Source organism: Pseudomonas baltica (genome assembly GCF_031880315.1).
GTDB lineage: Bacteria > Pseudomonadota > Gammaproteobacteria > Pseudomonadales > Pseudomonadaceae > Aquipseudomonas.
This window is the reverse complement of record NZ_CP134771.1, coordinates 3,474,612-3,499,240: the sequence shown is the minus strand read 5'-3', so window position 1 is coordinate 3,499,240 and position 24,629 is coordinate 3,474,612. Positions and strand designations below refer to the sequence as shown.

The window sequence follows — 24,629 nt, the reverse complement described above, 5'->3', positions numbered from 1 at the left end:
GAGAGAAGGTTATCGATGCCGCTGGCGGCGGCGCTGGTGTCGCTGTGCGCCAGTGCCCAGGTGCTGGCCGAAGCCTGTGTGGTGCACACCCAGGCCGAGCACCTGGACGTGCAAGTATGCCAGCAGAACGTGAGCATCCCGCAACAGCTGTTCCACGACGGCTTCTGCGAGCCAAACCTGCCGGGCCAGAAAGTCAGCGTGCAGTATGTGGAACAGTGTCCGCAGGGGGCCTTCGGGGTGTGCAGCGATGCCCATGTGGATAACATGCCGTACCGCCAGGATATCCACTATTACGGCGTTGCCAGCGATGCCGCCTATCTGCGGCCGTTTTGTGAGCAGAAAAGCCTGGGCAAGTGGCTGATCCCCGGACTGCGGTGAGGCCGCTGACGCCCTCGCGGGCAAGCCTTGCTCCCACAGGGCTGTAGATCTTGTGGGAGCCGGGCTTGCCCGCGAACGCGTCAGCCCAGTCACTATAAAACCCGACTCAAGTACGCGGCTTCACCGCCCCGCAGTTAGGCCCCTTCCACACCGCACGCGTATTCATGCTGCCCTTCTGCTGAGTACCCGTCGCGTTGAATGTCCCGACCACATTGGTGGTGAACTCGCGATCACTGAGAAACTGCGCCTGCCCGGTGCCCTGCGCTTTCGGGCAGCTGAAGCGAAACTTCCAGACATTGCCGTTGCGCTCCGTGATCTGCTGGGTGCAACCCGACTTCGGGTCCGTCAGGGGGATATCGTCGCTCTTCACCTGCGCGGCGGTCAGGCACGATTGAATGCCATTGCCGCCCACCGTGATGCCTTGCTTGGACAAGGTCTGCTCGATCATCGCGCGCTGCTCCGGCGCCATGTTCTTCAACTGGCCAAGCATGAACTGCATGTCAGGCATGGCATTGCCATCGACCTGCATGTTGCTGGTGGTCAGCTCCCACAGCCCCGGCTGCAGCATCTGCGCGTGGGCCAACGGCGCCAGCAGGCTGCCAAGCAGGGCCACGACCGGTAGACATCTCTTCATGCAACACTCCTGAAAAATGGCAGTACCCGGCGAGTCGCCGGGTAAAGTTTTAGACGCGCAAAGCGTGATTGCGTTGCAGCGCCGAATAAATAGAGACATTGCCCCTCAGACGTGGTCTGTTAAAGCATCGACCCGCATTCCAGGCCAGGCATGGATTATCACAGCCCCACGTTTTTTTACTACGTATTCGGCTTCATTCACCTGCTGGGGATCGCGGCCGCCCTGCATGCCGTGTTCACGGTACGCACCGCGCAAGGCTCGATCGCCTGGGCGCTGTCACTGCTGTTCATGCCCTACGTCACCCTGATTCCCTATCTGGTGTTCGGCCGCAGCTCCTTCGACGCCTATATCGAAGCACGTCGCCAGGCCAACCAGGAAATGCACACCGCCATCGCCGACCTCAACTGGCGCCCTTGGGTAGAGGAAGCGCTGGCAGCCAAGCAGTCCGATTCCTACGACTCGCTGCGCGCCATGCGCAAGCTGGGGCGCATGCCTTGCCTTGCGAACAATAAAGTCAGCCTGCTGATCAACGGCGACGCCACCTTCGATGCAATCTTTGCCGCCATCCGCGAAGCGCGCCAAGTGGTGCTGATCCAGTTCTTCATCATCAAGGACGACGCCATTGGTCGGCGCCTGCAGCAGGCGTTGCTGGAGAAGGCCTCCCATGGGGTCGAAATCTATGTGCTCTACGACCAGGTCGGCAGCCATGCCCTGCCCCGCGATTACGTCGACACGCTGCGTAACGCCGGCGTCAAGATCCGCGCCTTCGCCACCCGCCGCGGCTGGCTCAACCGCTTTCAGGTCAACTTCCGCAACCACCGCAAGATCGTCGTCGTCGACGGCCTGGTAGGGTTTATCGGGGGCCATAACGTCGGCGATGAATACCTGGGCAGCAACCCGCGCCTGTCGCCTTGGCGCGACACCCACGTGCAAATGCACGGCCCGGTAGTTGCGTCACTGCAGGAATCCTTCGCCGAAGATTGGTTCTGGGCATCGCGTCGCCTGCCGCCGCTGATCCTGCCCGACACCTATCCGGACGAGGGCGTGCTGTGCCAGGTACTGGCCAGCGGCCCGGCCGACCCGCAGGAAACCTGCTCGCTGTTCTTTCTGGAAGCGATTCACAGCGCCACCCGCCGCATCTGGATCACCAGCCCGTACTTCATCCCGGACGAGTCGATGCTGGCGGCCTTGCGCCTGGCGGTGCTGCGGGGCGTGGACGTGCGCATTTTGCTGCCGTCTCGGCCAGACCACCGCATCGTCTATGCGGCGTCGAGCCTGTTCGCCTTCGAAGCCATCCGCGCCGGGGTGCACATCTATCGCTACATCCCGGGCTTTTTGCATCAGAAAGTGGTGCTGGTGGATGACGAGATCAGCGCCATCGGCAGCGCCAATCTGGACAACCGCTCGTTCCGGCTGAATTTTGAAATCATGCTGCTGACGGTGGATGCGGCGTTCGCGGCTGAAGTCCAAACCATGCTTGAACGGGATTTTGCCGAGTCGCGGCAGGTGACGTTGGCCGATAGCAAAGAGGTGCGGCGCCTGCAGGCGCTAGGCATGCGCATCGCGCGGCTGATTTCGCCTATCTTGTGAGGTACGGCTGAGGGCCTCTTCGCGGGCAAGCCTTGCTCCCACAGGTGTTCGACTCTGGAACTTCTTGCACTGTGGGAGCAAGGCTTGCCCGCGAAGAGGCCTGCATTGATTCACAAGGCAGCCAAACTCACCGCCAACTGCTGCAAAAACCAATCGTTGTCTTCCACGCTGCCCACCGACACCCGCAGATAATCGGTATACCCCGCCTCGCGCCACGGCTTGACGATCACCCCCCGCGACAGCAATTGCGCATTTACCGCATCGGCCGCAAACGGCGTAGCGAAGAACAGAAAGTTGGCCAGCGACGGCACCGGCTCTAACCCCATGCCCTGCAACGCTGCCATCATCCGCGCCCGTTCGCTGGCGACATGGGTCAGCGTCTGCGCCAGGTGCGCCTCGTCCGCCAGCGCAGCCACCGCGGCCACCTGTGCACACCGGTTGACGTTGAAAGGCGTACGCAGGCGATCGATCAAATCCGCCAGCAAGGGATCGCTGACGATCCCATAGCCGACCCGCAAGCCCGCCAACGCATAAGCCTTGGACAGCGTGCGCAACAGCACGTAGGGCTTGCCGCTGGCCTCGAGCAGCGCCAGACAATCGGGATAGCCCGGCGCGCCTTGGGCATACTCGAAATACGCCTCATCAAACACCAGCAATGTCTGCGGCCCAAGGTTATCCACAATGCGCTGCAATTCATCCACAGTCAGCGCACTGCCCACCGGGTTGGACGGGCAGGAGAACATCAACAATCGAGTACGCGGCGACAACGCGGTGAGCAAGCCATCGATGTCGATGCGCAAATCAGCCGTCATCGGCACGCCCACTACCTCGGCACCCACCGCCTGTGGATAAAGCAGGTGCAGACCAAACGACGGCAACACTGTGACCACCTGGTCGCCGTGATCCAGAAACACCCGGCTGATAATCCCCAGCAGGTCTTCCGAGCCATTGCCGAACACCAGCCGCGCGGGATCGACCGCGAATTTTGTCGCCAATGCCTGGCGCAGCTCGGTGCAGTTAGGGTCGGGATACAGGCCGATCTGCAAGGCCTCGGCGGTCACCGCACGCACCACCTGCGCAGACGGCCCGAAGTGGTTTTCGTTACTCCCCAGCTTGGCGATCCGCTCCAGGCCATAGCGTTCGCGCACCGCCTCGGTGGACAGCCCGGCGTTATAGCTGGCGAGCTCGCGCACTTCGCGGCGGGCAAGGGTATTGAGCCATTGAAGGTCGGTCATTGCAGATTCTCGAAAACAGCAGGCTGTGGATAAGGTGAATGTGGGTAACTACGTTGAAACAACTGGCCGCGATCGAGCGTGTGGATATCCGGGCTGCCAAGCAGCGTCATCGCCAGGCGCAGTTCCTGGGCCAACAAATCCAGCGATTGCCCGGCACCCTGCTCGCCCGCCACGGCCACGCCGTACAACGTGGCACGGCCCAGGAGCACCGCATCGGCGCCTAACGCGCGCGCCTTGAGAATATCGGTGCCGCGGCGAATGCCGCCGTCGAGCAAGATCGCCAAGCGGCCGCGCACAGCTGCCGCGATGGCCGGCAGCACCTCGATGCTCGCCGGTGAGCCATCGAGCTGGCGACCGCCATGGTTGGTCACGACAATGCCGTCGAGCCCCAGTTGCGCGGCCCGTTCGGCGTCGGCGGGATGCAGCACGCCCTTCAACAGCAGCTTGCCCTGCCAGCGATTACGCAGCCGCTCCAGCGCTTGCCAGTCCAACTCGGCATCCATTTGCGCGCCGATAAAATGGGCGGCGCCAGCCGCATTGCGGGCATCGGCCGGCAGATAGGGATCGAGGTTACCCAGGCTCGGCATACCACGGGGCCATAGCGCCTGGCGCATCCAGCGTGGATGGCAGAGCACGTCGAACTTGTTACGCCAGGTGAGCTGACGCGGGCGCACGAAACTGCGCTTGTCCCACTCCCGATTGCCCAGCACCACCGCATCCGACGTCAGCAACAGGGTCTGTACCCCCACCGCCTCGGCGCGCTTGAGCAAATCCTCCTGAATGCGCGCTTCGCGCAGGCAGTAAAGCTGAAACCACAGGTTGACGTCAGGCACCGCGGCGACGATCTGCTCCATCGAACTGGTCGATACCGTGCTCAGGCAAAACGGCAAGCCCCGCGCGGTGGCCGCTTTGGCCAGGTGCACGTCGGCATCGCGATACAACATGGCGTTGTAACCCGTCGGGCCGATCATCATCGGCAGCGCGAGCTTCTGCCCCAGTACCGACACCTCGGTGGCGGTGGCCGAGGCCGCCACCAACGTGCGCGGCACCAGGCCGATATCGGTAAACGCGGACACATTGCGCGCCAAGGTCAGCTCGTCCTCGGCACCTCCCGCCAGGTATTCCCAGGCAAAGCGCGGCACACGCCGCTGCGCCAGGGCCGCCATTTCGGCAATGCTACGCACGCGCAAGCAGTCTGTTCCGGTGTAATAACGTCGCATGGGGCAGGCAGGCTCGCTGAGGTCGGGAGAGAGATGGTATCTAGCTGTATATACCGCTTAAGCAAGTTGCAGACCAGCCGGCGTGAGCAATGCTTGATCGGTACGAAGACGGCGCAACAGGGGACCGTTGATCGGCATCAGGCCAACGCTTACCCGCCCCCGATTAGGTCATATTCAATGAAAATGCGCGTTATCGGCGCAGTGGTCGAGAAGTTTTGCACTCCCGGCCAATCATCGCAACGGGATGTTGCAGCTCCCGGTAATAAAGGCTGCTAAGGTTTTCGACCGTCAGGGGAATAATGCGGCACGTAACCTGCTTACCTGTATATACCAGTCAAGATAGCTGTGCCGCACCTGCGCCGTACCCATACTCTCTATACCCGAAGCGAGAACTGTCATGAGTCAGCTGCTGAAGAACGGAATGCGTAATGTGCTGGGCGCCTGTGCCCTGGCAATGGCCATCGGCGCAGTGGCCGCCGAGCCGACCGCGGGGATGAAAGTTGAAGCCGGGACCTTCAAGGTCGGTGTCGAGCCATGGCTGGGCTATGGCCAGATCCATGTCGCGGCCGCCCATGATCTGTTCAAGAAAGCCGGCCTGAGCGGCGTCGACGTAGTCAATTTCAGCGAAGACAAAGACATCAACGCCGCCCTCGCCAGCGGGCAGATAGACGGCGCCACCATCGCCACCCACACCGCCATGGGCATGGTCGCCGCTGGCCTGCCGGTGAAGATCGTGCTGCTGCTCGACCAGAGCATTACCGCCGATGCCATCATCGCCGCGCCGGAGATCAAATCGATCAAAGATCTCAAGGGCAAGGAAGTCGCCTTTGAAGAGGGCACCACCAGCGACATCCTGTTACACAGCGCCTTGGCCAAGGCCGGCATGCCGTGGAGCGACATCAAGCCGGTGCCCATGCCTGCCGCCAACGCTGGCAGCGCGCTGATCGCCGGGCGCGTGCCGGTGGCCGTTACCTACGAGCCCTACTTGAGTGCCGCCAAGCAGCAGAACCCCAAGGTCAACGTGCTCTACAGCGGCAAGGATGACCCAGGTGTGATCTCCGACGTGCTGGTGGTCCGCGAAGAAGTCCTCGAACAACGCCCGGGTCAGGTGCTGGCGATGATCAAGGCATGGGACGCGGCGCTGACTCACTACAAGGGCGACACCAAAGCTGATCGTGCGGTGATTGCCAAGGCTGTCGGCGCCTCCACCGAAGAACTCGAAAGTGCCTTCGATGGCGTGCAGTTCTACTCGCTCGCGGACAACAAGTCGCAATTGACCGGGAGCTTCACCACCGAAACCTTCCCGCACATCCTCAAGTCGGCCTCCGCTGCCGGCCTGGTACCGGTGCCGGTAGAGCCAGCGAAGATGATCGACTCGCGCTTCGTCAAAGCACTCAAGTAAGCCTCCAGTAGACGCCGGCGGCACCCCAGCCGCCGGTTGCAAGCAACTGATTCAGGAAGCGTCACGTGAATACCAACCATGACCTTGCGGCAGCGACACCTCGGCGGCGCAAGCGCGGCACGCTGTTCGTCATCGGTCGCCAACCGGAGCGACCCGGTTATCTGAGCATCTCCATCGGCGTATTCGTATTGCTCGCCCTCGCGTGGTGGGCCGCCACCAACCTGGGGCTGGTCTCGCCGATCTTTCTGCCCAGCCCGCAAGCGGTCGGCCAGCGTCTGGCCAAACTGGCTGCGGACGGCACCCTGTGGACCGACCTGAGCGTCAGCCTCTACCGCATCGCCATCGCTTTCGCGATTTCGTCGGTGATGTCGATCGTCATCGGCGTGCTGGCCGGCTGCTACGGCTTCTGGAAAGCCTCCATCGAGCCCTTCGTCGACTTCGTTCGCTACATGCCGGTGGTGGCCTTCGTGCCGCTGACCATCCTCTGGAGCGGGACCGGCGATGTGCAAAAATTCCTCATCATCTGGATGGGCACCTTCTTCCAGCAGGTGCTGATGGTGATGGACTCGGTCAAGCGCGTACCTGGCGATTTCGTCGGCCTGGGCCGCACACTGGGCATGAGTGACCGCCGCATCCTGATCAAGATCGTGCTGCCCAGTGCCTTCCCCGGCATCTGGGACGCCCTGCGCATCAGCCTCGGCTGGGCCTGGACCTGGCTGGTGCTGGCCGAACTGGTGGCCTCCAACTCGGGCCTCGGCTACCGCATCACCGTGTCACAGCGGTTCTTCCAGACCGACACTATCATCGGCTACATCCTGCTGCTCGGCGTGCTCGGGTTGATCACCGACCAGGCCATGCGCGCCGCTGAAAAAGTATTGTTCCGCTACAACCGGAGGCGCCCATGAGCACCCTGACCATTCAAGGGCTGACCAAGACCTTCGTCACCGGCAAGCAGCGCAAGCAGGTGCTCAAGGGCATCGACCTGACCTTGGCCGACAACGAGTTCGTGTCCATCGTCGGCACCTCGGGCTGCGGCAAAAGTACCTTGCTGTCGATCGCGGCAGGCCTCGAAGACTATGACGATGGCGCAGTGAGCGTGGACGGCGCAGTCATCGATGGCGCCGGCATGGACCGCGGCGTCGTGTTCCAGTCCTACACCTTGCTGCCTTGGCTGACTGCCCGGCAGAACGTCGAGTTCGCCCTCAAGGCCGCCGGGCGCAGCGCCAGCGAATGCCGCGAGATCGCCGACGAACACTTGGCATTGGTCAACCTCAGCGCAGCCGCAGACGCCTTTCCCAATGAACTGTCCGGCGGCATGAAGCAGCGCGTGGCCATCGCCCGGGCATTGTCGTATCGGCCCAAGATCCTGCTGATGGATGAGCCCTTCGGCGCCCTCGACGCCATGACCCGGCGGCAGATGCAGGAACTGCTCACCCAAGTATGGGAAACCCATCGCCTGACCGTGATGTTCGTGACCCACGACGTCGAGGAAGCGGTGTTTCTGTCCGATCGGATCGTGGTGATGGGCATCGGCACCATCAAGGCCACCTTCGACGTGCCGCTGCCGCGCCCGCGCCATGAAGAACTGGCCAGCAGCGCGGACTTCATCGACCTGCAGCGCCAGGTCTTGCGCTCGATTCGCGGCCAAGAGCCCGTACGCGCCTAACCCATTCGCTTAGAGAGGTTCATCATGCAACAGCCATCGTTCCACGACCTCAGCCAGGCCAGTGCCCTGCCCGTCGAATTGTTCAAGCGCACCGAAGCCGATCTGTCGTTTTTCGTCGAGAAGGTCAAGCCGATCATCGAGGCCGTGCGTACCGAGGGTGATGCCGCGCTGAAGCGCTTTGCCCGCGACTTCGACAAGGTCACCGCCGAGGACATGTCGGTACGCGCCGAGGAGAGCGAGTTCGAAGCCGCCTTCGCGCGCATGGACCCGGCCGTGATCGAGTCGATCAAGTACGCCGCCGAAAACATCTTCGCCTTCCACGAAGCGCAAAAGCCCGAAGAGATGTGGCTCAAGGAGATGCGCCCCGGTGCCTTCGCCGGCGACCGCCATGTGCCGATCGACTCGGTGGCCTGCTACGTGCCGCGCGGCAAGGGTTCGTTCCCCAGCGTACTGCTGATGACCACCATTCCGGCAGTCGTCGCTGGCGTGCCACGGGCGGTGGTGATCACTCCGCCCGGCCCGGACGGCAAGGTCGACGACGCCACCCTGGTGGCCGCGCGCCTGGTGGGCATCAAGGAAGTCTACAAATGCGGCGGTGCCCAAGGCGTGGCCGCCGTGGCCTACGGCACTGAAAGCGTGCCCAAGTGTTTGAAGATCGTCGGGCCAGGCAGCCCTTGGGTGGTGGCGGCCAAGCGGCAGCTGTCCAACCTGATCGACCCCGGCGTTCCGGCCGGCCCCAGCGAAAGCCTGATTCTGGCTGACGCCACCGCCAAGGGGGAACTGGCTGCGCTGGACCTGCTGATCGAATCGGAACACGGCCCGGACTCCTCCGCCTATCTGGTGACCAACAGCCGCGCCGTGGCCGAGGCCGCCATCGCTGCCCTACCCAAACTGTGGGCGCAGATCGATCCCAAGCGCGCCGAGTTTTCCCAGGCGGTGCTCTGTGGCGACCACGGCGGCATCGTGCTGACCAAAGACTTCGACACGGCGGTGGAGTTCGTCAACGAATACGCGCCTGAGCACCTGGAAATTCTCGCCGAAGAACCGATGGCAGTGATGACCCGTATACGTAATGCCGGGGAGATTCTGCTGGGCAATTTCACCCCGGTGACCTTGGGCAACTTCGTCCTCGGGCCTAACGCGGTGCTGCCGACCAACGCAGCGGCCAAAACCAACGGGCCGCTGTCGGTGTTCGATTACATGAAGCGGATTTCGGTGGGTTATGTGACGCGATCGGGTTATCCACAGCTGGCCGAAAAAGCTCACGGGTTCGCAGTGTATGAAGGCTTCAGTGCTCATGCGCTGGCGGTGTCGCCGCTGAGGATGAAGATAATTGACGGGGAGTAATCTGCTAGCCATGACAGCCTCTTCGCGTGCAGAGCCCGAACCCACAGGTGTGAGCATTTCAGTGTGGGCGCAAGGCTTGGCCGCGATGAGACCAGCACAGCTTGCAAAAAACCCGCAGCCCTGACGGAGACACAGACAATGCAAGCCATCCGCTTCCACGGCAAAGGTGATCTGCGCCTAGAAGAGATCCCGGCCCCCGCCGCCCCCGAGCCCGGCTGGGTCACCCTGAAAGTGCGCGCGGCCGGCATCTGTGGCTCCGACCTGCACAATTTCCGTACCGGCCAGTGGGTGTCGAAACTGCCGGTCACCCCTGGTCATGAATTCTGTGGCGAAATCACTGCCCTCGGCGCTGGCGTCAAAGGCTTCGCTCTGGGCGAACGCGTAGTGGTGGATTCGCGCGCCAATTGTGGCGAGTGTGACTACTGCCAGCGCGCCCAAGGCAACCTGTGCCGGCACATGGGCTTTGTCGGCGAGGTCTGCGATGGCGGTTTCGCTGCGCAAAGCAACCAGCCTGTGCACCGCTTGCTGAAAGTCCCTGCGGGGATTTCCGATGCCGTCGCTGCCTTGTCCGAACCTTTGGGTGTCGCCTTGCGCGTCATCGCCCGCCTCGAAGCCGAACCTGGCGCACCAGTCCTGATTGCGGGGGGTGGGCCGATTGGCGGCCTGGCGGCCCTGTTGCTGCGCGAACTGGACCAGCGCCCGGTGCTGCTCGTAGAACGCAATCACCAGCGCGCCGCCCTGCTGCAAGCCGTCGCTGGTGTCACCCCCGTGGCCCTCGACACTGGGCTGATCCTCGCAGCATGCGGGGGCCATGAGCCTCGTTACTGCATCGAAGCCACTGGCTCGGGCATCGTCCTTAATCAACTGGTACACAGCGTCGCCTCGGGCGGGCGCATCGCCATGGTCGGGTTGTTCCACGGCGACACCGTGGTCAATACCAACGCCTTGGTCGAACGCGAAATCGACTTGGTCGGCTGCAGCGTCTTCCGCGACGAGCAACGCCAGGCGGTCGCCCTGTTGCCGCGCCTGGCCGCCAAGCTCGAACAGCTGATTACCCCGCCCATCGGGCTGGCCGACGTGATAGCCGCCTACGACCAGCTGTCCGGCGGCAACAGCGATAAACTCAAGACCATCATCATTCCATAAGGACCGCTCCATGAACCCGCTGCTGGCGCGTTTTTCCCTTGAAGGCCAAGTCGCATTGATCACCGGCGCTTCCCGAGGGATCGGTCTGGCCATGGCCAAGGGCCTGGCCGATGCGGGTGCCAAGGTGGTACTCGCCGCTCGCGACCCAGACACCCTGGCCAACGCCCAGGCGGATATCCAGCGCAACGGCGGGCGCTGCTCGACGCTGGTCCTCGATGTAAACGACTCGACGTCTCGCGAGCGCGCTTTTGTCGAACTGCAAACCCGCGAGGGCCGCCTCGACATCCTCGTCAACAATGCCGGCGTGGAGCACGTGCAGGCGTCGCTGGAACTGGACGAAGCCACCTGGGACATGATCGTCGACACCAACCTCAAGGGCGCCTTCTTCTGCGCCCAGGCCGCAGCCCGCCTGATGCAGGCCAATGGCGGCGGCAGCATCCTCAATCTCTGTTCACTGACCAGCGAAGTCGGCGTGCCCGGCGCCACCCCCTACGGCGCGTCCAAGTCTGGTCTGCTGGGCATGACCCGCGCCCTGGCCACCGAGTGGGCGGCGCTGGGCATCCGCGTCAACGGTATCGGCCCAGGGTACTTTCGCACCGAGCTCACCGAGGTGTTCTACCAGAACGACGACTGGCGCCAGAGCATGCAGGCGAAGATCCCACTGGCGCGCTTCGGCAACCTCGAAGATCTGGCCGGCGCGGCGATTTTTTTCTGCTCGCCTGCCGCCAGCTACATCACCGGCCAGGTGCTCTATATCGACGGCGGCTACCTTGCCAGCATCTGACGCTTTATCCACAAGGACCTTTTCATGACTGCCGCCCTGCTCCCCCTCGCCGCCCAGGCCCGCACCCTCGCCCGCCAGGATGACTGGCAAGGCGCCCGCGCCTGCCTGCTGCAACTGGCCAGCGAAGTGATCGGCGTCGCCGCCACCGACCTGATCATCAACCGCGATCAGTACAGCCTCAATTCCCTGAATGGCCGCGTGACCTTGGCCGATGGGCGCCAGCTGTTCTTCAAGTACCACAACGAAGAAGGCGAAGACAAAACCATCGAGGAGTACTACAACGCCGAGCTGCTACGCGAAGCCGGTTACCGCGTCGACGTGCCGGTGTATGCCTGTGGCGAGCCAGGTCGGCAGATCCTGTTCTACAACCTGCGCAGCGATCTGCGCCTGGCCGATGCCTGCCGCGATATCGAAGAACGCCAAGCCTGGGACGAGATCGCCCCGCTGGTGCAGGCGCAGCGCGAATACGACCAGGAAGGCTTGGCTGGCGCGCTGCGCACCTTGCTGCTCGGCGACCTGGCGGCCGTGTGCAAGGAGCCCGTCCACCAACTGTTCCACCACCGCCTGGTGGGTGACGGTGCCGACCCAGGTTTTGGTGGGCGCGTGGAGCGCTTCTACGTCGGCAAGACCTTCGCCTTCCCAGGTATCGATATTCCGTGGGACGCGTTGAAGGATCTGCACTGGACCATCAACGGTGTGTCCTACCGCCACACGTTGGCGCAATTGTTCCACGCCAGCGGTGAGCGCCTGAACCCCGAACTGCTCGCCGATCACGGTGTGGTCACTGCCCATGGTGACGCGCACAACGCCAACGTATGGTATGAAACCCCCACCGGAAGCCCTCCGCAACTGGTGAGTTTCGACCCCGCCTTCGCTGGCCGACAGATCCCGGCGCTGTTGGCGGAGATCAAAGCGACGTTCCACAACATCTTTGCCCACCCACTGTGGCTGTATGAACCCGCGCGCGTGGCCGAGGCGTACAAGGTCAACGTGCGTGTCGACGGCGATATGTTCCACGTGGAACACGATTGGCAATTGACCCCTCTGCGGCGGGAATTCCTCGACAGCAAACGCGACCTCTACTGGCGCCCCCTGCTGGCCGAGCTGCGCAAGCGCGACTGGCTGCCCGCCGACTGGGAGCAGGTGGTGCGGCTGGCGATCTTCTGCTGCCCGACCCTGGTACTGGACTTGCGCGATGGCGGTGGCAGCGGTCATACCGCCCACAGTTCGGCACTGGGCTTAGCGCTAGCAGTGATGTGTGGCAGCGCCCCGGTGACGGGTGAGGACGTGATGACTCGGTGGCTGGGCGGACTCTAGCGCGCAACGCTGGAGGGTGGCGGACGATCATCCCTCCAGCAGTTACACTTGGGCACCTCACTTATAGCGGTCGACGCCCTTGATCATTCGCCCTCAAAACCTGTCCACCCTGACCTTGCTGTTCGGCATCAATGGCTCGATCATCCCGGCCATCTGGCGCAAGGTGCTGTTTACCGTGCTGGTGAGTTCGGCAGTGGTCGCCATCCACGGCACGCTGTTCCACTTCAAGGTCATCCTCACCGCCACGCCCTTCACCTTGTGGGGGCTGACGCTCGCGATCTTCCTCGGCTTTCGTAACACCGTGGCCTATCAGCGCTTCTGGGAGGCCCGCACCCTGTGGGGCGAATTGCTGATCGTCAGCCGCAACCTCACGCGTCAGAGCCTCAGCCTGCTGCCCGACCTCGGCGTGGAACAGCGTCGGCATCTGGGCCAGGGCCTGATCGTTTTCAGCCACGCGCTGAAGAACCATCTGCGTGCTGATCCCCCGTACGAGCCAGCCCAGCAATGGATCGGCGACGGCAAGCTCAAACAGCACCTGCCCAACGCGGTGCTGGGTGAACTCGGCAAAGGCTATATGAATGCCGTTCGCGAGACCCAGGCGGGCACCGCCGCGCAGCTCAATATCGATCAGCAACTGACGCGGTTGTCTTACGTGCTGGGCGGCTGCGAGCGGATCAAGGGCACACCGATCCCCTACCCCTACATCCTCATGCTGCACCGCGTGGTTCACGTGTACTGCTTTCTGCTGCCGTTCTGCCTGGTCGACGCCATCGGCTGGTTCACGCCGTTTGCGGTGTGCGTGCTGGCCTATACATTCTTCGGCCTGGATGCGCTGGGTGATCAGATTGCCGACCCATTCGACAGGCAGCCCAATGACCTGCCGCTGGATGCCATGTGCCGGAATGTAGAGATTGCGGTGCTGGAGTTGCTGGATGAAGAAGCGCCGCTGGTGCTGCAAGCGAAGGATGGGGTGTTGCTGTAAACAACGATGGCCTATCGGGGGCGAGCCCCCTCGCTACAGGGTAACGAGGGGGCCGTGAGGTGACGTCAGACTTCTTTGACCAACACATCGGCGATACGCAGGCTGAGGGCGGCTCCGGTAAGGGTCGGGTTCACGCACGACGCCGACGGCATCACGCTGGTCCCGGCAATGAACAGATTGTGGTGGTCATGGGTACGGCAATCCCGGTCCACCACTGAATCCTTCGGATCGTCGCCCATGATGGTCGTGCCCATGATGTGCTGGCGGTTCTGGAAGCCCACGTCGGTGCTGAGAATGTCGGCATCGAGCAGCTTGGCAAACTGCTGGAAGTCTTCCAGCGCCTTGGCCTTGCCGGCGTGCCAGTAGTCCGGGACGCTGTAGTAGATCTCAGGTACTGGCAGGCCGATGGCGTCGAACTTGGTCTTGCTCGGCGTCACGCGGTTCTCTGGCAACGGCAGGGTCTCGAAGTCCACCGCCCAGTTCAGCGAACGCGCCGACTGCAGGCGGATGCCCTCGTCGAGCTTGGAGCCCAGCACACCTTTGGCGATCAACCCGGAGGTGATCTGCGAAGTCGGCACGGTATTGCGCACCTTGATCTTGTAGCTCGGGTAGTCCTTGCGGAATTCGCCGTCGCGGCTGTTGAGGTACACCAGCAGCTGGGTCGGGCCCTCGCCAGGCCACATGTCTTCCTTGGTCATGACGTTCATGCTGATGCCGGTGTGGTCCATCAGATTGCGGCCGACCTGGTCGGAAGAGTTGGCGATGCCGTTGGGGTACCTGTCGGAGGTCGACATCAACAGCAGCTTCGGCGACTCGATGCCGTAAGCTGCCAGCACGAAGGTCTTGGCGGTCAGCTTGTGCTGGGTCTTGTCCGGGCGCATGTACCAGATCGCGGTGATTTTGCCGTCGTCACCGGCTTCGATCTTGTACACCACCGAGTTGTCGAGCACCTTGGCACCATGGCGTTCGGCTTCGTCGATGTGCATCGAGCCATCATACTTGGCGGCGATCGGGCACACCGGGTTGCAGTTGTTGTTGCCCGCACACGGCGGACGCTTGCCGTAAGGACGGGTAGCGCGGCCGTTGGGCTCCAGAATCGGGTTGTAGCCACCCTTGCCGAGCATCTCCGAGAGGCGCTTGAACATGTAGCTCGGCTTCAGCCCCTCCATCGGATACGGAATCGAGCGCGGTGGCCAAGCCTTGCCGCCCTGCCCGCTTTCATCCTGACCATCGACGCCGGACACGCCCAACTCGGTTTCGGCGCGAGCATAGAACGGCTCGAGCTCGTCATAACTGATTGGCCAATCGCGACCGCGGCCGTACAGCGACTTGAGGCGGAAGTCGTTGGGCAGCATCCGCCACAGCGATGAACCGAAGTGCCAGGTAGTGCCACCGACTACGCGCAGGTACGAGGTGTTGTATTTGACCGGGCCGACTTGCTGCAGGTAGTCGCCATAGGTGGATGGCGCATGGGGCAGGCTCGGGTAAGGCGAGCCGGCGCCCTGCAGCTTGGCGTTGGCCAGCGACAGCTTGACCGGCGCGTTGCGGAAGGTTTCGACGATGTCGCGGCGATTGACCCGCGGGCCGGCCTCGAGGACGATCACCGACTTGTTGGCCTTGGCCAGCTCGGTGGCGATCAGCCCGCCCATGACGCCGGAGCCGATGATAACGACGTCGGCATCGAATTCAGCGCTGCTCATAGACTGGTGTCCTGCTTGATGACGGGTTTGGCGCCCCAGGTCGCGGGGCCTCCCCCGTAGGTAGGGATAATCAGAATGCCGTGGGTCGGCTGGTACATCATGGCTTGGGAGTACGCGATCAACTCTGCGTCCACCGGCTCGCCGACGATACCCAGATACCAAGCCGAAACGATGCTGGTGGCGGTGGCCTTGAGCGAGGTGTCGCTGGCTTGCGCCAGGTACTCATCGACGTGCTTGTAGCCTTGGGCAGCAATCAGTTGCTGGAGGGCGATGACGTTGGTCGAGAAGTTCGGCGCGCGCTTGTCCAGCGCCTTGTAGTAACGCGCCGCCAGCACCGGATTGACCGGGCGGCTGACGAGGAACGATGACAGCGCGACGAAATCGGTATCGCTCGGCGCAGCGGCCAACACCGACTGCCAAGGCAAGGCAGCCCCTACCAGAGTGGCCAGGCCTAGGGTCACCGAGCCGCGCAGCAGGTTGCGGCGTGACAGCCCCCGCAGGTCGTGGTCTTGATTCGGGCTTTGTGTGTGGTTCATTGAAGTATCCATTGCTCAAGCCACCTTGCGCTGGCGGCGCACGATCAACCACAACCCCAGCGCGATCAGCAGGCACACGACCACGATGGCCGGGATAGTGAATTTCGCCAGGGTCACCAGCAGCGATGGCGGGCCGCCAGCGCGGGTCTGGGCGACATCGGCGGCGCTGACTTTCAGGACGCCGTTGCCGAACTGGCCCAGCACGTAGTTGCTCACATCGGCGATCTGCTGGTCGTTCAAGCGATCGGTGAACAACGCATCGGGGCCGAAGGCCGGCATATCGATGGCTACACCATCGACTTCGCGATGAACACCGTAGATGATCGCCGCCACCAGGTTGTCGGCCCGAGCCGTCGCGGTGTTGTGGAACAGCGACGGGTACTGGCTGTTGCCTTGGCCGTTGGGCTGATGGCAGTTGGCGCACGTCCCGCTGAAAATGTGAAAGCCTGGGTCTTCGGGTTTAGTGCCACGCAGGGTCAGCTCGTTGGCCGAGGCTTGGCCAAAATCGTGGCGCGCCTTGGTTTCTCCGGTGCTGATAGGTGGGGTCTGCAACAGGTAGGTGGCGATGGCCTTGAGGTCGCCGTCATCCAGGTGCTGCAGGCTGTTTTCTACCGCTTCCGCCATCGGGCCTGCGGCCTGGGCCTTGCCCTCTACATGGCCGGTGCGCAGATAGGCGACCAGTTCGTCGGTTGACCAGGCACCGATCCCGCTGACTTTGTCGGAGGTGATGTTGGGCGCATACCAACCGCCCAGCGATCCACCCGATAGTGCCTTGCTGTTGTCCGCACCCATCAGCAGATTGCGAGGGGTGTGGCAGGTGTCGCAGTGGGCCAGGGCATTGACCAGATAGTTGCCGCGGTTGACCTCGGCCGACTTCTGCGAGTCAGGCACAAAGCGCTGGGCGCTGTGGAACAGCGCGTTCCAGCCGATCATCGAGGCGCGCATGTTGAACGGGAAGGCCAGTGCGGTTTTCGGTGTCGGTGCGTCTACCGGCTGCACTTCGTGCATGAAGTAGGCATACAGCGCAGCAATGTCGCCATCGGTCATCTTCGCGTAGGAGGTATAAGGCATGGCCGGATACAGGTGGCTGCCATCCGCCGCCACACCATCACGAACTGCCCGGGCGAAGTCTTCCTGACTGTACCCACCGATGCCAGCGGTTTTCGAAGGGGTGATGTTGGTCGAGTAAATCACCCCCATCGGCGAGCTGAGCGCGTAGCCGCCCGCAAAGGGTTTGCCACCCGGTGCGGTATGGCACGCCACACAGTCGGCAGCCACGGCCAGGCGTTTGCCTGGGGACGCGTCGGCGCCTAGCGGCTCAGCTTGAGCGGCGCCCGCAGCGCACAGCATCAGGGTCAGAAAAGCGGCGACGGCACGCGCGGTGCCCCTGCCCTTGAGAACATTCCTCGGCACGAGTTCGATCGTTGGCGACTGCATTCAGTACTCATCACAGGTTTGGATACCGCGCGACATCAGGCGCTCGCTCGAACGGCGAATCGCACCAGTACGATGTCATACAAGACAAAAATAATATTTCACACTCTTACATTTAGCAACATATTAACGGCAAAACGCCACTAATCTTTTTCGCTCAACGGCTCTAAACAGGGGGTTTTGGGGTTCTTGGTAGGGGGGCATGCACGTAAACACAGCATTCAAGGTTGTTTTTTGTACAGCCAGTTCAGTCTGAACGGACGGATTCCCGAAATTTGCGATGCACAATGCCATATCAGCCTTTAACGCCCGTCCCAGAGCGTTTAAATTCGAATTAATGGCAAAAAAAGCCTTTAGCTCGCAAAAAACTGTCCGATAGAAGTACGACAACTGACCCTGCCTTCCCTGGGTCGGCACCGCTTACTTCTTCAGGACGAAACGATGCGCTGGCTAAACGATGCAAAACTCTCGACCAAGCTGATCCTGGGCTTCGCCCTATGTGCGTTGATCACCCTGGTGGTCGGACTCCTGGGTAGCCGCGGCATCGGCCAGCTATCCGAGAGCCTGAAATCGGTGTTCAGCAACAACCTGGTGTCCGTCGCCGGCACCGCGCAGGCCAAGATCAAAGCGGTCGGTCAGAGTCGCGACCTGTATCGGCTGTACCTGGCCAGCGCCTCCAGCGCTCCGCAAAGCGTCAAGGACGAGTTTCTCGCTTCCATGGACGCCAACCGCCAAGCGAGCGAAAAAGCCTACGCGCAGTACCGCAAGACACCGCTGGATGACGACGAACGCGCCGCCGGTGACCAGATGGACCGCGATTGGCCGGCCTACCAGGCCATGATCCAGCAGTATCTGACGCTGCTGAAGGCAGGGGATGTGGACAATGCGCGCGTTCTGCTGCTGGGCGATGTGCAAAAAGCCTACCGGGTGGTCATGGACGAGTTGACCGTGATGTCCGACTCCAACGATCGACAGGTCAAGGAAGGCGCCGAACAGGCTCAACAGCGAGAATCCTCGGCCAAGACCGTGCTCTATTCCGGCATCGTGCTGGCCTTTATCGCAGCGCTACTGCTTGGGCTGATGATCAGCCGCCTGATCAGCCGTCCTATCGCCACTGCCGTGGCCAGCGCCCAACGCATTGCCAGCGGCGATCTGACCCAGAGCATCGTCAGCACCGGCAAGGACGAAGCCGGTCAACTGTTGAGCGCCCTCAACGACATGCAGAACAGCCTCAAGAGCACCATTCAGCAGATCGCCAGCGCTTCGGATCAACTGGCAGGCGCTGCGGAAGAGCTCAACACCGTGACCGACAATTCGAGCCGCGGCCTGGTACGGCAGAACGACGAGATCCAGCAGGCTGCCACTGCGGTCACCGAGATGACCTCGGCGGTGGAAGAGGTCGCACACAACGCGGTATCGACCTCCGAAGCCTCCAAGACCACCAGCCAGCAAGCCAGCGATGGCCGACACAAAGCTCGCGACGCGGTGACGGCCATCAATGGCGCGACCACTGAAATCGCTGCATCGACCACCATGGTTCAGGACTTGGCAGGCCAGGTACGGGATATCGGCAAGGTGCTCGACGTGATCCGCGCGATCGCCGACCAGACCAACCTGCTGGCCCTCAACGCGGCCATTGAGGCTGCCCGCGCTGGGGAACAGGGCCGTGGCTTTGCCGTGGTAGCCGATGAGGTCCGTGCTTTGGCGGCCCGCACTCAGGCATCGACTGGCGAGATCGAAGGCATGATTTCGTCGGTACAGCTAAGCGCCGACCAGGCCGTGGGCGCCATGCACAAGAGCCAGACACTGGTGACCGACACCCAGGCGCTCGCCCGGCAGACCGGTGAAGCGCTGGAGTTGATCGCCGACGGTATCGCGCAGATCAACGACCGCAACATGGTCATCGCCACGGCCTCGGAAGAACAGGCCCACGTCGCCCGCGAAGTCGACCGCAACCTGTTGAACATTCAGGACCTGTCGACCCAGTCGGCTGCCGGTGCCCAGCAGAGCAAAGCGGCGGCGCAGGAGCTGTCGAGCCTGGCGGTGTCGTTCAATACGTTGGTGGGTCGCTTCCGGATCTGACTCGACTGCGACTGCAGACTCAAGAACGCCTTCGCAGGCAGAACTCGCCCCCCACAGGTATACGACTCGGGCCCAGTCGGCTATGTGGGGGATGGGTGCGCGTTCGGCGGCGAAGTGGCCGTTACCGCCACCCCACAGCAATGGAATCCGCCACCGCCACAGCACCCGCTTGACGCTGCACTCATTCCCGTGAAAGCTGCGGTGGTAGCCATCTACAGGACCGCCCATGAAGATCATCAACGCTACCCTGCGCAAGACCCCTGGCCTGCACACCGTGACCTGCGAAGGCGACCGCATCAGCGCCATCACTGCACAAGCAAGCACTGTCGCGGGTACGCCAGGCGATATCGACGCCCGTGGCCAGTTGCTCATCGCGCCCATGGTCGAGCCGCACATCCATCTGGATGCGACCCTGACCGCCGGCGAGCCCGAATGGAACATGAGTGGCACCCTGTTCGAGGGCATCGAACGCTGGGCGCAGCGCAAGGCGACCATCACCCATGAGGACACCAAGCAACGCGCCCACACCACCATTCGCATGCTCGCCGAGCACGGCATTCAGCATGTACGCACCCACGTCGACGTCACCGATCCGACCCTGGGCGCGCTCAAGGCCATGGTTGAAGTGCGAGAAGAAGCCCGGCACCTGATCGATCTGCAGATCGTCGCCTTTCCGCAAGAAGGTATCGAATCCTATGCCGGCGGCCGCGCGTTGATGGAGCGTGCGATCGAGCTCGGTGCCGATGTGGTGGGGGGCATTCCGCATTTCGAGAACACCCGCGAGCAAGGCGTCAGCTCGATCAAGTTCCTCATGGACCTGGCCGAGCGCACCGGGTGCCTGGTGGACGTGCACTGCGACGAGACCGACGACCCGCACTCGCGCTTCCTCGAGGTGCTAGCCGAAGAAGCCCGGGTACGTGGCATGGGCAGCCGGGTCACGGCCAGCCACACCACCGCCATGGGCTCCTACGACAACGCGTACTGCTCCAAGCTGTTCCGCTTGCTGAAAATGTCGGGGATCAACTTCGTCTCGTGCCCGACCGAGAGCATTCACCTACAGGGACGTTTCGACACGTTCCCGAAACGCCGCGGCGTCACCCGTGTGGCCGAGCTCGATCGCGCGGGCCTGAACGTGTGCTTTGGCCAGGATTCGATCAAGGACCCATGGTATCCACTGGGCAACGGCAACATCCTGCGGGTGCTGGATGCCGGTTTGCACATCTGCCACATGATGGGCTTCGACGACCTCGCACGCAGCCTGGATCTGGTCACTGACAACAGTGCGCGCACGCTGAATCTGGGCGAGGGATACGGGATCGCCGTGGGCCGCCCGGCCAATCTGGTGGTGCTGGATGCCGAGAGCGACTATGAAGCGGTGCGCCGCCAGGCCAAGGCGCGGGTGTCGATTCGGGCGGGTAAGGTGTTGATGACGCGGGTGCCGGAGCAGGTCGAGTTCGCCGGGAATTGATCTCGATTGCACCGGCCTCTTGGCGGTCAAACCTTGCTCCCACAGTGCAAACAGCTCCAGCGTCATCCCCTGTGGGAGCAAGGCTTGCCCGCGAAAGCGCCAATACAAATCCACCGGCCTCAATCAAGCCAGCAGATCCTCATAAAACGCCCCGTACGCCTCGGTCGGATGCGCAATCTGGATCTCCAGAATCCACAACCCGGCGCCAGGCTCAGCCTCGAAGTCGCCCAGGTCGCCACCCTTGTGTACCGAATGGGGGAAATCGCTGACGCGGTGGCCCTTGATGTTCAGGTTGAGCTTCCAGCCCAGGGCCTCGGCCTGCTCCTCGGCGTAAGCGTACAGCTCAAGCCCGGTGACCTGACCCTGCTGCCACCGCGCCTGAACCTGCTCGAACAAGGTCTTGACTGCCGCGGCACAGGCAATCATTTGCGGGTCACTGCCGGTGGTGAAGGTCGCACCGGCATCGCCCTCGTGGCCTTGCCAGCACGCGCCCATGTCAATGAAGTAGATATCGTCGTCGCCCAGCACCGGATCGCCTTCGGAGCGCTGCCCGAAGGTCTTCAGGGTGTTGGCGCCGATCCGCACGAGCAACGGATGCCAGATCCGCTCCATGTCCAGTTCCAGCAATACCTGCTTGCCCAGCGCGCGGGCCTGGGACTCGCTGACGCCGGGCTTGATACGCGCGGCCAATGCTTCGATAGCTCGCCAGGTTTGCGCTTGGGCATAGCGCATGGAGTCGATGCTGTACGCTTCGCCAACAGCTTCCTTGGGTCGTGCGGTCACCGGTTTTCTCCTCTGCGCAGCGCAATGATTCGCTACATTTCTAACTATATAGCGATAGATTCCGGGCAACTATCACAAAATGTTTAATAGCCCGTGAGGACTTCAGGAAAGCCTTCCCCCTAGGCTTTGTACAGCGCACTTCACACGCCGCGCAACCTCCCACATACAAGGCCTTACCGACCATGCTGCTACTTATCCTCGCTTATCTTGGGGGCGTGCTGACGATTGTCAGCCCCTGCATCCTGCCCGTTTTGCCCTTCGTTTTCGCCCGCACCGGCCAGCCATTCGTGCGCAGCGGCCTGCCCTTGCTGCTCGGCATGGCAGTGACTTTCGCGCTGGTGGCCTCCCTGGCTGCAGTGGGTGGCGCCTGGGTGGTGCAGCTCAATCAATATGGCCGCTGGCTGGCGCTGGTGTTCGTCGCGCTGTTCGGCCTGACGCTGCTGCTGCCGCGCCTGGCCGATCGCCTGACCCGGCCATTGGTGGCCGTCGGCAGTCGTTTGTCAGAGGCGGCCGGTAACGACAGCCGACCGCGCCCAGGTGCTTCTTTTTTGATCGGCGTGGCCACCGGGCTGCTCTGGGCGCCCTGCGCCGGACCGATCCTCGGGTTGGTGCTGACGGGCGCGGCCCTGCAAGGCGCGAGCATCGGCAGCACGTTGTTGCTGCTGGCCTACGCGGCCGGTGCGGCGACCTCGCTGGCGATCGCGCTGCTGCTGGGTGGCAAGGTGTTCGCGGCCATGAAGCGCTCCATCGGCGCTGGCGAGTGGGTGCGTAAAGTCCTGGGTGCGGCCATGCTCCTGGGCGTAGTGGCCATCGCTTCCGGGCTCGACACCGGCATCCTCGCGCAAGTCTCTACCGCCTCCACGGGCGGCCTGGAACAAAGCCTGGTGGATCGGGTGATAGGTAAAAAAGCCGAGAAGGTCGGCGAAACCGACCTCACCAAATTACCCATCGAAGGCGATCTGCCCAGCCTCGACGGCGCCGTGCAGTGGCTCAACTCGCCGCCGCTGACCGCCGAGGGCCTGCGTGGCAAAGTGGTGCTGATCGACTTCTGGACCTACTCCTGCATCAACTGCCTGCGCACCCTGCCCTACATCACCGCCTGGGCGGATAAATACCGCGATCAGGGCCTGGTGGTGATCGGCGTGCATTCACCGGAGTTCGCTTTCGAGCAGGATGCAGGCAACGTCACCAAAGCCATGAAGAAGCTCGGCGTCAACTACCCGGTGGCCATCGACAACGACTTCAGTATCTGGCGCGCCTTCAACAATCAGTACTGGCCTGCCCACTACTTTGTCGATGCCAATGGCCACATCCGCTATCACCACTTTGGTGAAGGCAACTATGCCGAGTCCGAACAAGTCATACAGCAGCTGCTGCGTGAAGCCGGGCACAAGGATGTCGACAGCGGCCTGATCACCGCCAAGGCCAGCGGCGTGCAGCAAGGTTCGGACGGCCAGGACATGCGCTCGCCGGAAACCTACGTGGGCTATCGCCGCTCGGAAAATTTCGCCTCGACGCCGGATATCGCCCCCGACAAGAACGCCACCTACCAACTGCCCGCACAGCCAGCGCTCAACCAATGGGGCGTCGAAGGGCAGTGGATGATCGGTTCAGAGCAGGCCACTCTGGCGGCCGCTGGCGGCAAGATCGGCTATCGCTTCCATGCCCGTGATCTGCATCTGGTGCTGGGGCCGGGCCAGGACGGCAAGCCGGTGCGTTTCAAGGTGTTGATCGATGGCAAGGCCCCGGCCGATGCCCACGGCACCGACATCGCACCTGATGGCTCAGGGACCGTCACCGAGCAGCGCCTGTATCAATTGGTACGCCAGCCGGGCGATGTGGCCGACCATAGGTTCACGATCGAGTTTCTCGATCCGGGCGTGAGCGCCTATGCGTTCACCTTTGGCTAACGCGACGGACGCTGTGGTCGCGGGCTTGCGCGTTACCACGGGGTGCTTGCGAGAAATGCAGATCTACAGAGTCAGGCGCTGACCACCATCTCGCCCAGCACATCCAGCACGTACTGGGTACTTTGCTCCACCGCGCCAGCACGATGAGCGATGCCCAGCTCGCGCCACAGGGCCGGGCGCAACGGGCGCATGGTCATGCGCGGGTCCGGCTGTGGGGAGTGGGCCTCGAAGGGCAGCAGCGTGGCGCCGTACCCCGCCGCCACCAGGCTTTTGATCGCGTCGTTGTAGTTGAGCTGGATTCGCGCCTGCGGCTGCAGGCCGGCGCTGGCGAACCATTCCCCCGTAACCCGGGAAAGCTGGGTGGTGACATCGTTGAGGATCAACGCGCGGCTGGCCAGCCAGCCCGGCGTAACGCGGGCGGGAACGTCCCAGAGCGCCGGCAAAAAGGCCATGATCGGATCGCGGCGCCAGGGGTGCAGTTCAAGTCCGCCCACCGCGGCCTGGGGCAAGGCCACCAAACCGATGTCCAGGCTGCCATCGACCAGCCGCGCCAGCGATTGCTGGGAGGTCAGCACCGCTACCTGCACATCGATGCCCGGATGACGCTTGCCCAGCACCGCCAGCACCTGGGGCAGCAGATAGGCCAGCGCTCCGGTCGAGGCGCCCAAGCGCACGCGACCGGCCAGCCCCTGCACCTGACGCTGCACGTCGTCGAGTGCCTGGGAGGCATCGTCCAACAAGCGTCGCGCCCGCTCGATCAGGGTTTCGCCGATTGCCGTGGGATGCACCTGCCCGCGTTTGCGCGACAGCAGCGGCGCCCCGATACGCGCCTCGAGGTCGGCGATGTGCAAGCTGACCGTGGGCGGCGCCAGGCTCAAGGCACGGGCAGCCTTGGCGAACGAGCCGAGTTCGGCGATCACCACGAGGGTGCGCAGGCGGTCGAGACTGATTTCACGCATGGAGCTTCTCGGCAATATCGTTCAGCAAAAGTGAACGCGACCGTCATTATATTCAA

21 protein-coding genes are annotated in these 24,629 nt (G+C 62.8%); 13 read left to right on the top strand and 8 right to left on the bottom strand.

Features of this window, described 5'->3' with window-relative positions; all coding sequences use genetic code 11:
• The first annotated feature begins 15 nt into the window (after positions 1–15).
• Positions 16–378: an NADH:ubiquinone oxidoreductase gene (locus REH34_RS15565; protein ID WP_226504443.1), complete on the top strand. Its 363-nt coding sequence runs from the start codon at positions 16–18 to the stop codon at positions 376–378.
• 106 nt (positions 379–484) lie between these two features.
• Here REH34_RS15565 and REH34_RS15560 read toward each other — a convergent pair whose 3' ends face one another.
• Positions 485–1,012, bottom strand: coding sequence for a DUF3617 domain-containing protein (locus REH34_RS15560; protein ID WP_226503879.1), 528 nt, complete (start codon positions 1,010–1,012; stop codon positions 485–487).
• Positions 1,013–1,162: 150 nt separating this feature from the next.
• Here REH34_RS15560 and cls point away from each other — a divergent pair, with 150 nt between their 5' ends.
• Positions 1,163–2,602: a cardiolipin synthase gene (gene cls, locus REH34_RS15555; RefSeq protein ID WP_311968356.1), complete on the top strand. Its 1,440-nt coding sequence runs from the start codon at positions 1,163–1,165 to the stop codon at positions 2,600–2,602.
• Between the two features lie 110 nt (positions 2,603–2,712).
• Here cls and hisC read toward each other — a convergent pair whose 3' ends face one another.
• Positions 2,713–3,837 carry a histidinol-phosphate transaminase gene (gene hisC, locus REH34_RS15550; protein WP_311968355.1) on the bottom strand — a complete coding sequence of 375 codons (1,125 nt, stop codon included), beginning with the start codon at positions 3,835–3,837 and terminating at the stop codon, positions 2,713–2,715.
• On the bottom strand, positions 3,834–5,021 hold the full coding sequence (locus REH34_RS15545; protein ID WP_311972101.1) for an alpha-hydroxy acid oxidase: 1,188 nt from the start codon (positions 5,019–5,021) through the stop codon (positions 3,834–3,836). Before REH34_RS15545 ends, hisC begins: the two co-directional genes overlap by 4 nt.
• Before the next feature lie 433 nt (positions 5,022–5,454).
• Here REH34_RS15545 and REH34_RS15540 point away from each other — a divergent pair, with 433 nt between their 5' ends.
• The 8 genes from REH34_RS15540 to REH34_RS15505 all read left to right on the top strand — a co-directional run bounded on the left by REH34_RS15540 (position 5,455) and on the right by REH34_RS15505 (position 13,701).
• A complete protein-coding gene (locus REH34_RS15540; protein WP_226503876.1) occupies positions 5,455–6,459 on the top strand; it encodes an ABC transporter substrate-binding protein in 1,005 nt (334 codons plus the stop codon).
• 65 nt (positions 6,460–6,524) lie between these two features.
• Positions 6,525–7,364, top strand: a complete 840-nt coding sequence (locus REH34_RS15535; protein WP_226503875.1) for an ABC transporter permease — start codon at positions 6,525–6,527, stop codon at positions 7,362–7,364.
• The gene (locus REH34_RS15530; RefSeq protein WP_311968354.1) at positions 7,361–8,125 is read left to right on the top strand and encodes an ABC transporter ATP-binding protein; all 765 of its coding nucleotides are present in this window, start codon (positions 7,361–7,363) and stop codon (positions 8,123–8,125) included. Before REH34_RS15535 ends, REH34_RS15530 begins: the two co-directional genes overlap by 4 nt.
• Positions 8,126–8,149: 24 nt before the next feature.
• On the top strand, positions 8,150–9,472 hold the full coding sequence (gene hisD, locus REH34_RS15525) for a histidinol dehydrogenase (RefSeq protein ID WP_311968353.1): 1,323 nt from the start codon (positions 8,150–8,152) through the stop codon (positions 9,470–9,472).
• A 138-nt stretch (positions 9,473–9,610) separates the two neighbouring features.
• Complete coding sequence (locus REH34_RS15520) at positions 9,611–10,618, top strand: zinc-binding dehydrogenase (RefSeq protein ID WP_226503872.1); 1,008 nt, start codon at positions 9,611–9,613, stop codon at positions 10,616–10,618.
• Positions 10,619–10,628: 10 nt separating this feature from the next.
• Positions 10,629–11,402, top strand: a complete 774-nt coding sequence (locus tag REH34_RS15515; protein WP_311968352.1) for a glucose 1-dehydrogenase — start codon at positions 10,629–10,631, stop codon at positions 11,400–11,402.
• Between the two features lie 24 nt (positions 11,403–11,426).
• Positions 11,427–12,719, top strand: coding sequence for a hypothetical protein (locus REH34_RS15510; protein WP_311968351.1), 1,293 nt, complete (start codon positions 11,427–11,429; stop codon positions 12,717–12,719).
• Positions 12,720–12,798: 79 nt separating this feature from the next.
• Entirely contained in the window at positions 12,799–13,701 is a 903-nt protein-coding gene (locus REH34_RS15505) for a bestrophin family protein (RefSeq protein WP_311968350.1), read from the top strand.
• Between the two features lie 65 nt (positions 13,702–13,766).
• Here REH34_RS15505 and REH34_RS15500 read toward each other — a convergent pair whose 3' ends face one another.
• Genes REH34_RS15500 through REH34_RS15490 form a run of 3 tightly spaced genes read right to left on the bottom strand, consistent with a single transcriptional unit; the run spans position 13,767 to position 17,374 of the window.
• Positions 13,767–15,401 carry a GMC family oxidoreductase gene (locus REH34_RS15500; RefSeq protein WP_226503868.1) on the bottom strand — a complete coding sequence of 545 codons (1,635 nt, stop codon included), beginning with the start codon at positions 15,399–15,401 and terminating at the stop codon, positions 13,767–13,769.
• Positions 15,398–15,937: a sugar dehydrogenase complex small subunit gene (locus REH34_RS15495; protein WP_311968349.1), complete on the bottom strand. Its 540-nt coding sequence runs from the start codon at positions 15,935–15,937 to the stop codon at positions 15,398–15,400. Before REH34_RS15495 ends, REH34_RS15500 begins: the two co-directional genes overlap by 4 nt.
• Before the next feature lie 15 nt (positions 15,938–15,952).
• Positions 15,953–17,374, bottom strand: a complete 1,422-nt coding sequence (locus REH34_RS15490; protein ID WP_311968348.1) for a cytochrome c — start codon at positions 17,372–17,374, stop codon at positions 15,953–15,955.
• A 438-nt stretch (positions 17,375–17,812) separates the two neighbouring features.
• On the opposite strand from REH34_RS15490, the gene REH34_RS15485 reads away from it, so the two are divergent.
• Both REH34_RS15485 and codA read left to right on the top strand, forming a co-directional pair.
• Positions 17,813–19,453, top strand: a complete 1,641-nt coding sequence (locus REH34_RS15485; protein ID WP_311968347.1) for a methyl-accepting chemotaxis protein — start codon at positions 17,813–17,815, stop codon at positions 19,451–19,453.
• Positions 19,454–19,679: 226 nt separating this feature from the next.
• Positions 19,680–20,921, top strand: a complete 1,242-nt coding sequence (gene codA / locus REH34_RS15480; protein ID WP_311968346.1) for a cytosine deaminase — start codon at positions 19,680–19,682, stop codon at positions 20,919–20,921.
• A gap of 123 nt (positions 20,922–21,044) precedes the next feature.
• Here the strand turns inward: codA and REH34_RS15475 are convergent, their stop codons facing one another.
• Positions 21,045–21,704, bottom strand: coding sequence for a M24 family metallopeptidase (locus tag REH34_RS15475; protein ID WP_311968345.1), 660 nt, complete (start codon positions 21,702–21,704; stop codon positions 21,045–21,047).
• A 182-nt stretch (positions 21,705–21,886) separates the two neighbouring features.
• Here REH34_RS15475 and REH34_RS15470 point away from each other — a divergent pair, with 182 nt between their 5' ends.
• The gene (locus REH34_RS15470) at positions 21,887–23,614 is read left to right on the top strand and encodes a cytochrome c biogenesis protein DipZ (RefSeq protein WP_311968344.1); all 1,728 of its coding nucleotides are present in this window, start codon (positions 21,887–21,889) and stop codon (positions 23,612–23,614) included.
• A gap of 71 nt (positions 23,615–23,685) precedes the next feature.
• Here the strand turns inward: REH34_RS15470 and REH34_RS15465 are convergent, their stop codons facing one another.
• Complete coding sequence (locus REH34_RS15465; RefSeq protein WP_311968343.1) at positions 23,686–24,573, bottom strand: LysR family transcriptional regulator; 888 nt, start codon at positions 24,571–24,573, stop codon at positions 23,686–23,688.
• Between the last annotated feature and the right edge of the window lie 56 nt (positions 24,574–24,629).

What these genes read in the sequence shown, in the direction of transcription:
- REH34_RS15565 (WP_226504443.1), top strand. Translation starts at nt 16, where the DNA reads ATGCCGCTGGCGGCGGCGCTGGTGTCGCTGTGCGCCAGTGCCCAGGTG.
- REH34_RS15560 (WP_226503879.1), bottom strand. Translation starts at nt 1,012, where the DNA reads ATGAAGAGATGTCTACCGGTCGTGGCCCTGCTTGGCAGCCTGCTGGCG.
- cls (WP_311968356.1), top strand. Translation starts at nt 1,163, where the DNA reads ATGGATTATCACAGCCCCACGTTTTTTTACTACGTATTCGGCTTCATT.
- hisC (WP_311968355.1), bottom strand. Translation starts at nt 3,837, where the DNA reads ATGACCGACCTTCAATGGCTCAATACCCTTGCCCGCCGCGAAGTGCGC.
- REH34_RS15540 (WP_226503876.1), top strand. Translation starts at nt 5,455, where the DNA reads ATGAGTCAGCTGCTGAAGAACGGAATGCGTAATGTGCTGGGCGCCTGT.
- REH34_RS15530 (WP_311968354.1), top strand. Translation starts at nt 7,361, where the DNA reads ATGAGCACCCTGACCATTCAAGGGCTGACCAAGACCTTCGTCACCGGC.
- hisD (WP_311968353.1), top strand. Translation starts at nt 8,150, where the DNA reads ATGCAACAGCCATCGTTCCACGACCTCAGCCAGGCCAGTGCCCTGCCC.
- REH34_RS15520 (WP_226503872.1), top strand. Translation starts at nt 9,611, where the DNA reads ATGCAAGCCATCCGCTTCCACGGCAAAGGTGATCTGCGCCTAGAAGAG.
- REH34_RS15515 (WP_311968352.1), top strand. Translation starts at nt 10,629, where the DNA reads ATGAACCCGCTGCTGGCGCGTTTTTCCCTTGAAGGCCAAGTCGCATTG.
- REH34_RS15510 (WP_311968351.1), top strand. Translation starts at nt 11,427, where the DNA reads ATGACTGCCGCCCTGCTCCCCCTCGCCGCCCAGGCCCGCACCCTCGCC.
- REH34_RS15500 (WP_226503868.1), bottom strand. Translation starts at nt 15,401, where the DNA reads ATGAGCAGCGCTGAATTCGATGCCGACGTCGTTATCATCGGCTCCGGC.
- REH34_RS15495 (WP_311968349.1), bottom strand. Translation starts at nt 15,937, where the DNA reads ATGAACCACACACAAAGCCCGAATCAAGACCACGACCTGCGGGGGCTG.
- REH34_RS15490 (WP_311968348.1), bottom strand. Translation starts at nt 17,374, where the DNA reads ATGCAGTCGCCAACGATCGAACTCGTGCCGAGGAATGTTCTCAAGGGC.
- REH34_RS15485 (WP_311968347.1), top strand. Translation starts at nt 17,813, where the DNA reads ATGCGCTGGCTAAACGATGCAAAACTCTCGACCAAGCTGATCCTGGGC.
- codA (WP_311968346.1), top strand. Translation starts at nt 19,680, where the DNA reads ATGAAGATCATCAACGCTACCCTGCGCAAGACCCCTGGCCTGCACACC.
- REH34_RS15470 (WP_311968344.1), top strand. Translation starts at nt 21,887, where the DNA reads ATGCTGCTACTTATCCTCGCTTATCTTGGGGGCGTGCTGACGATTGTC.
- REH34_RS15465 (WP_311968343.1), bottom strand. Translation starts at nt 24,573, where the DNA reads ATGCGTGAAATCAGTCTCGACCGCCTGCGCACCCTCGTGGTGATCGCC.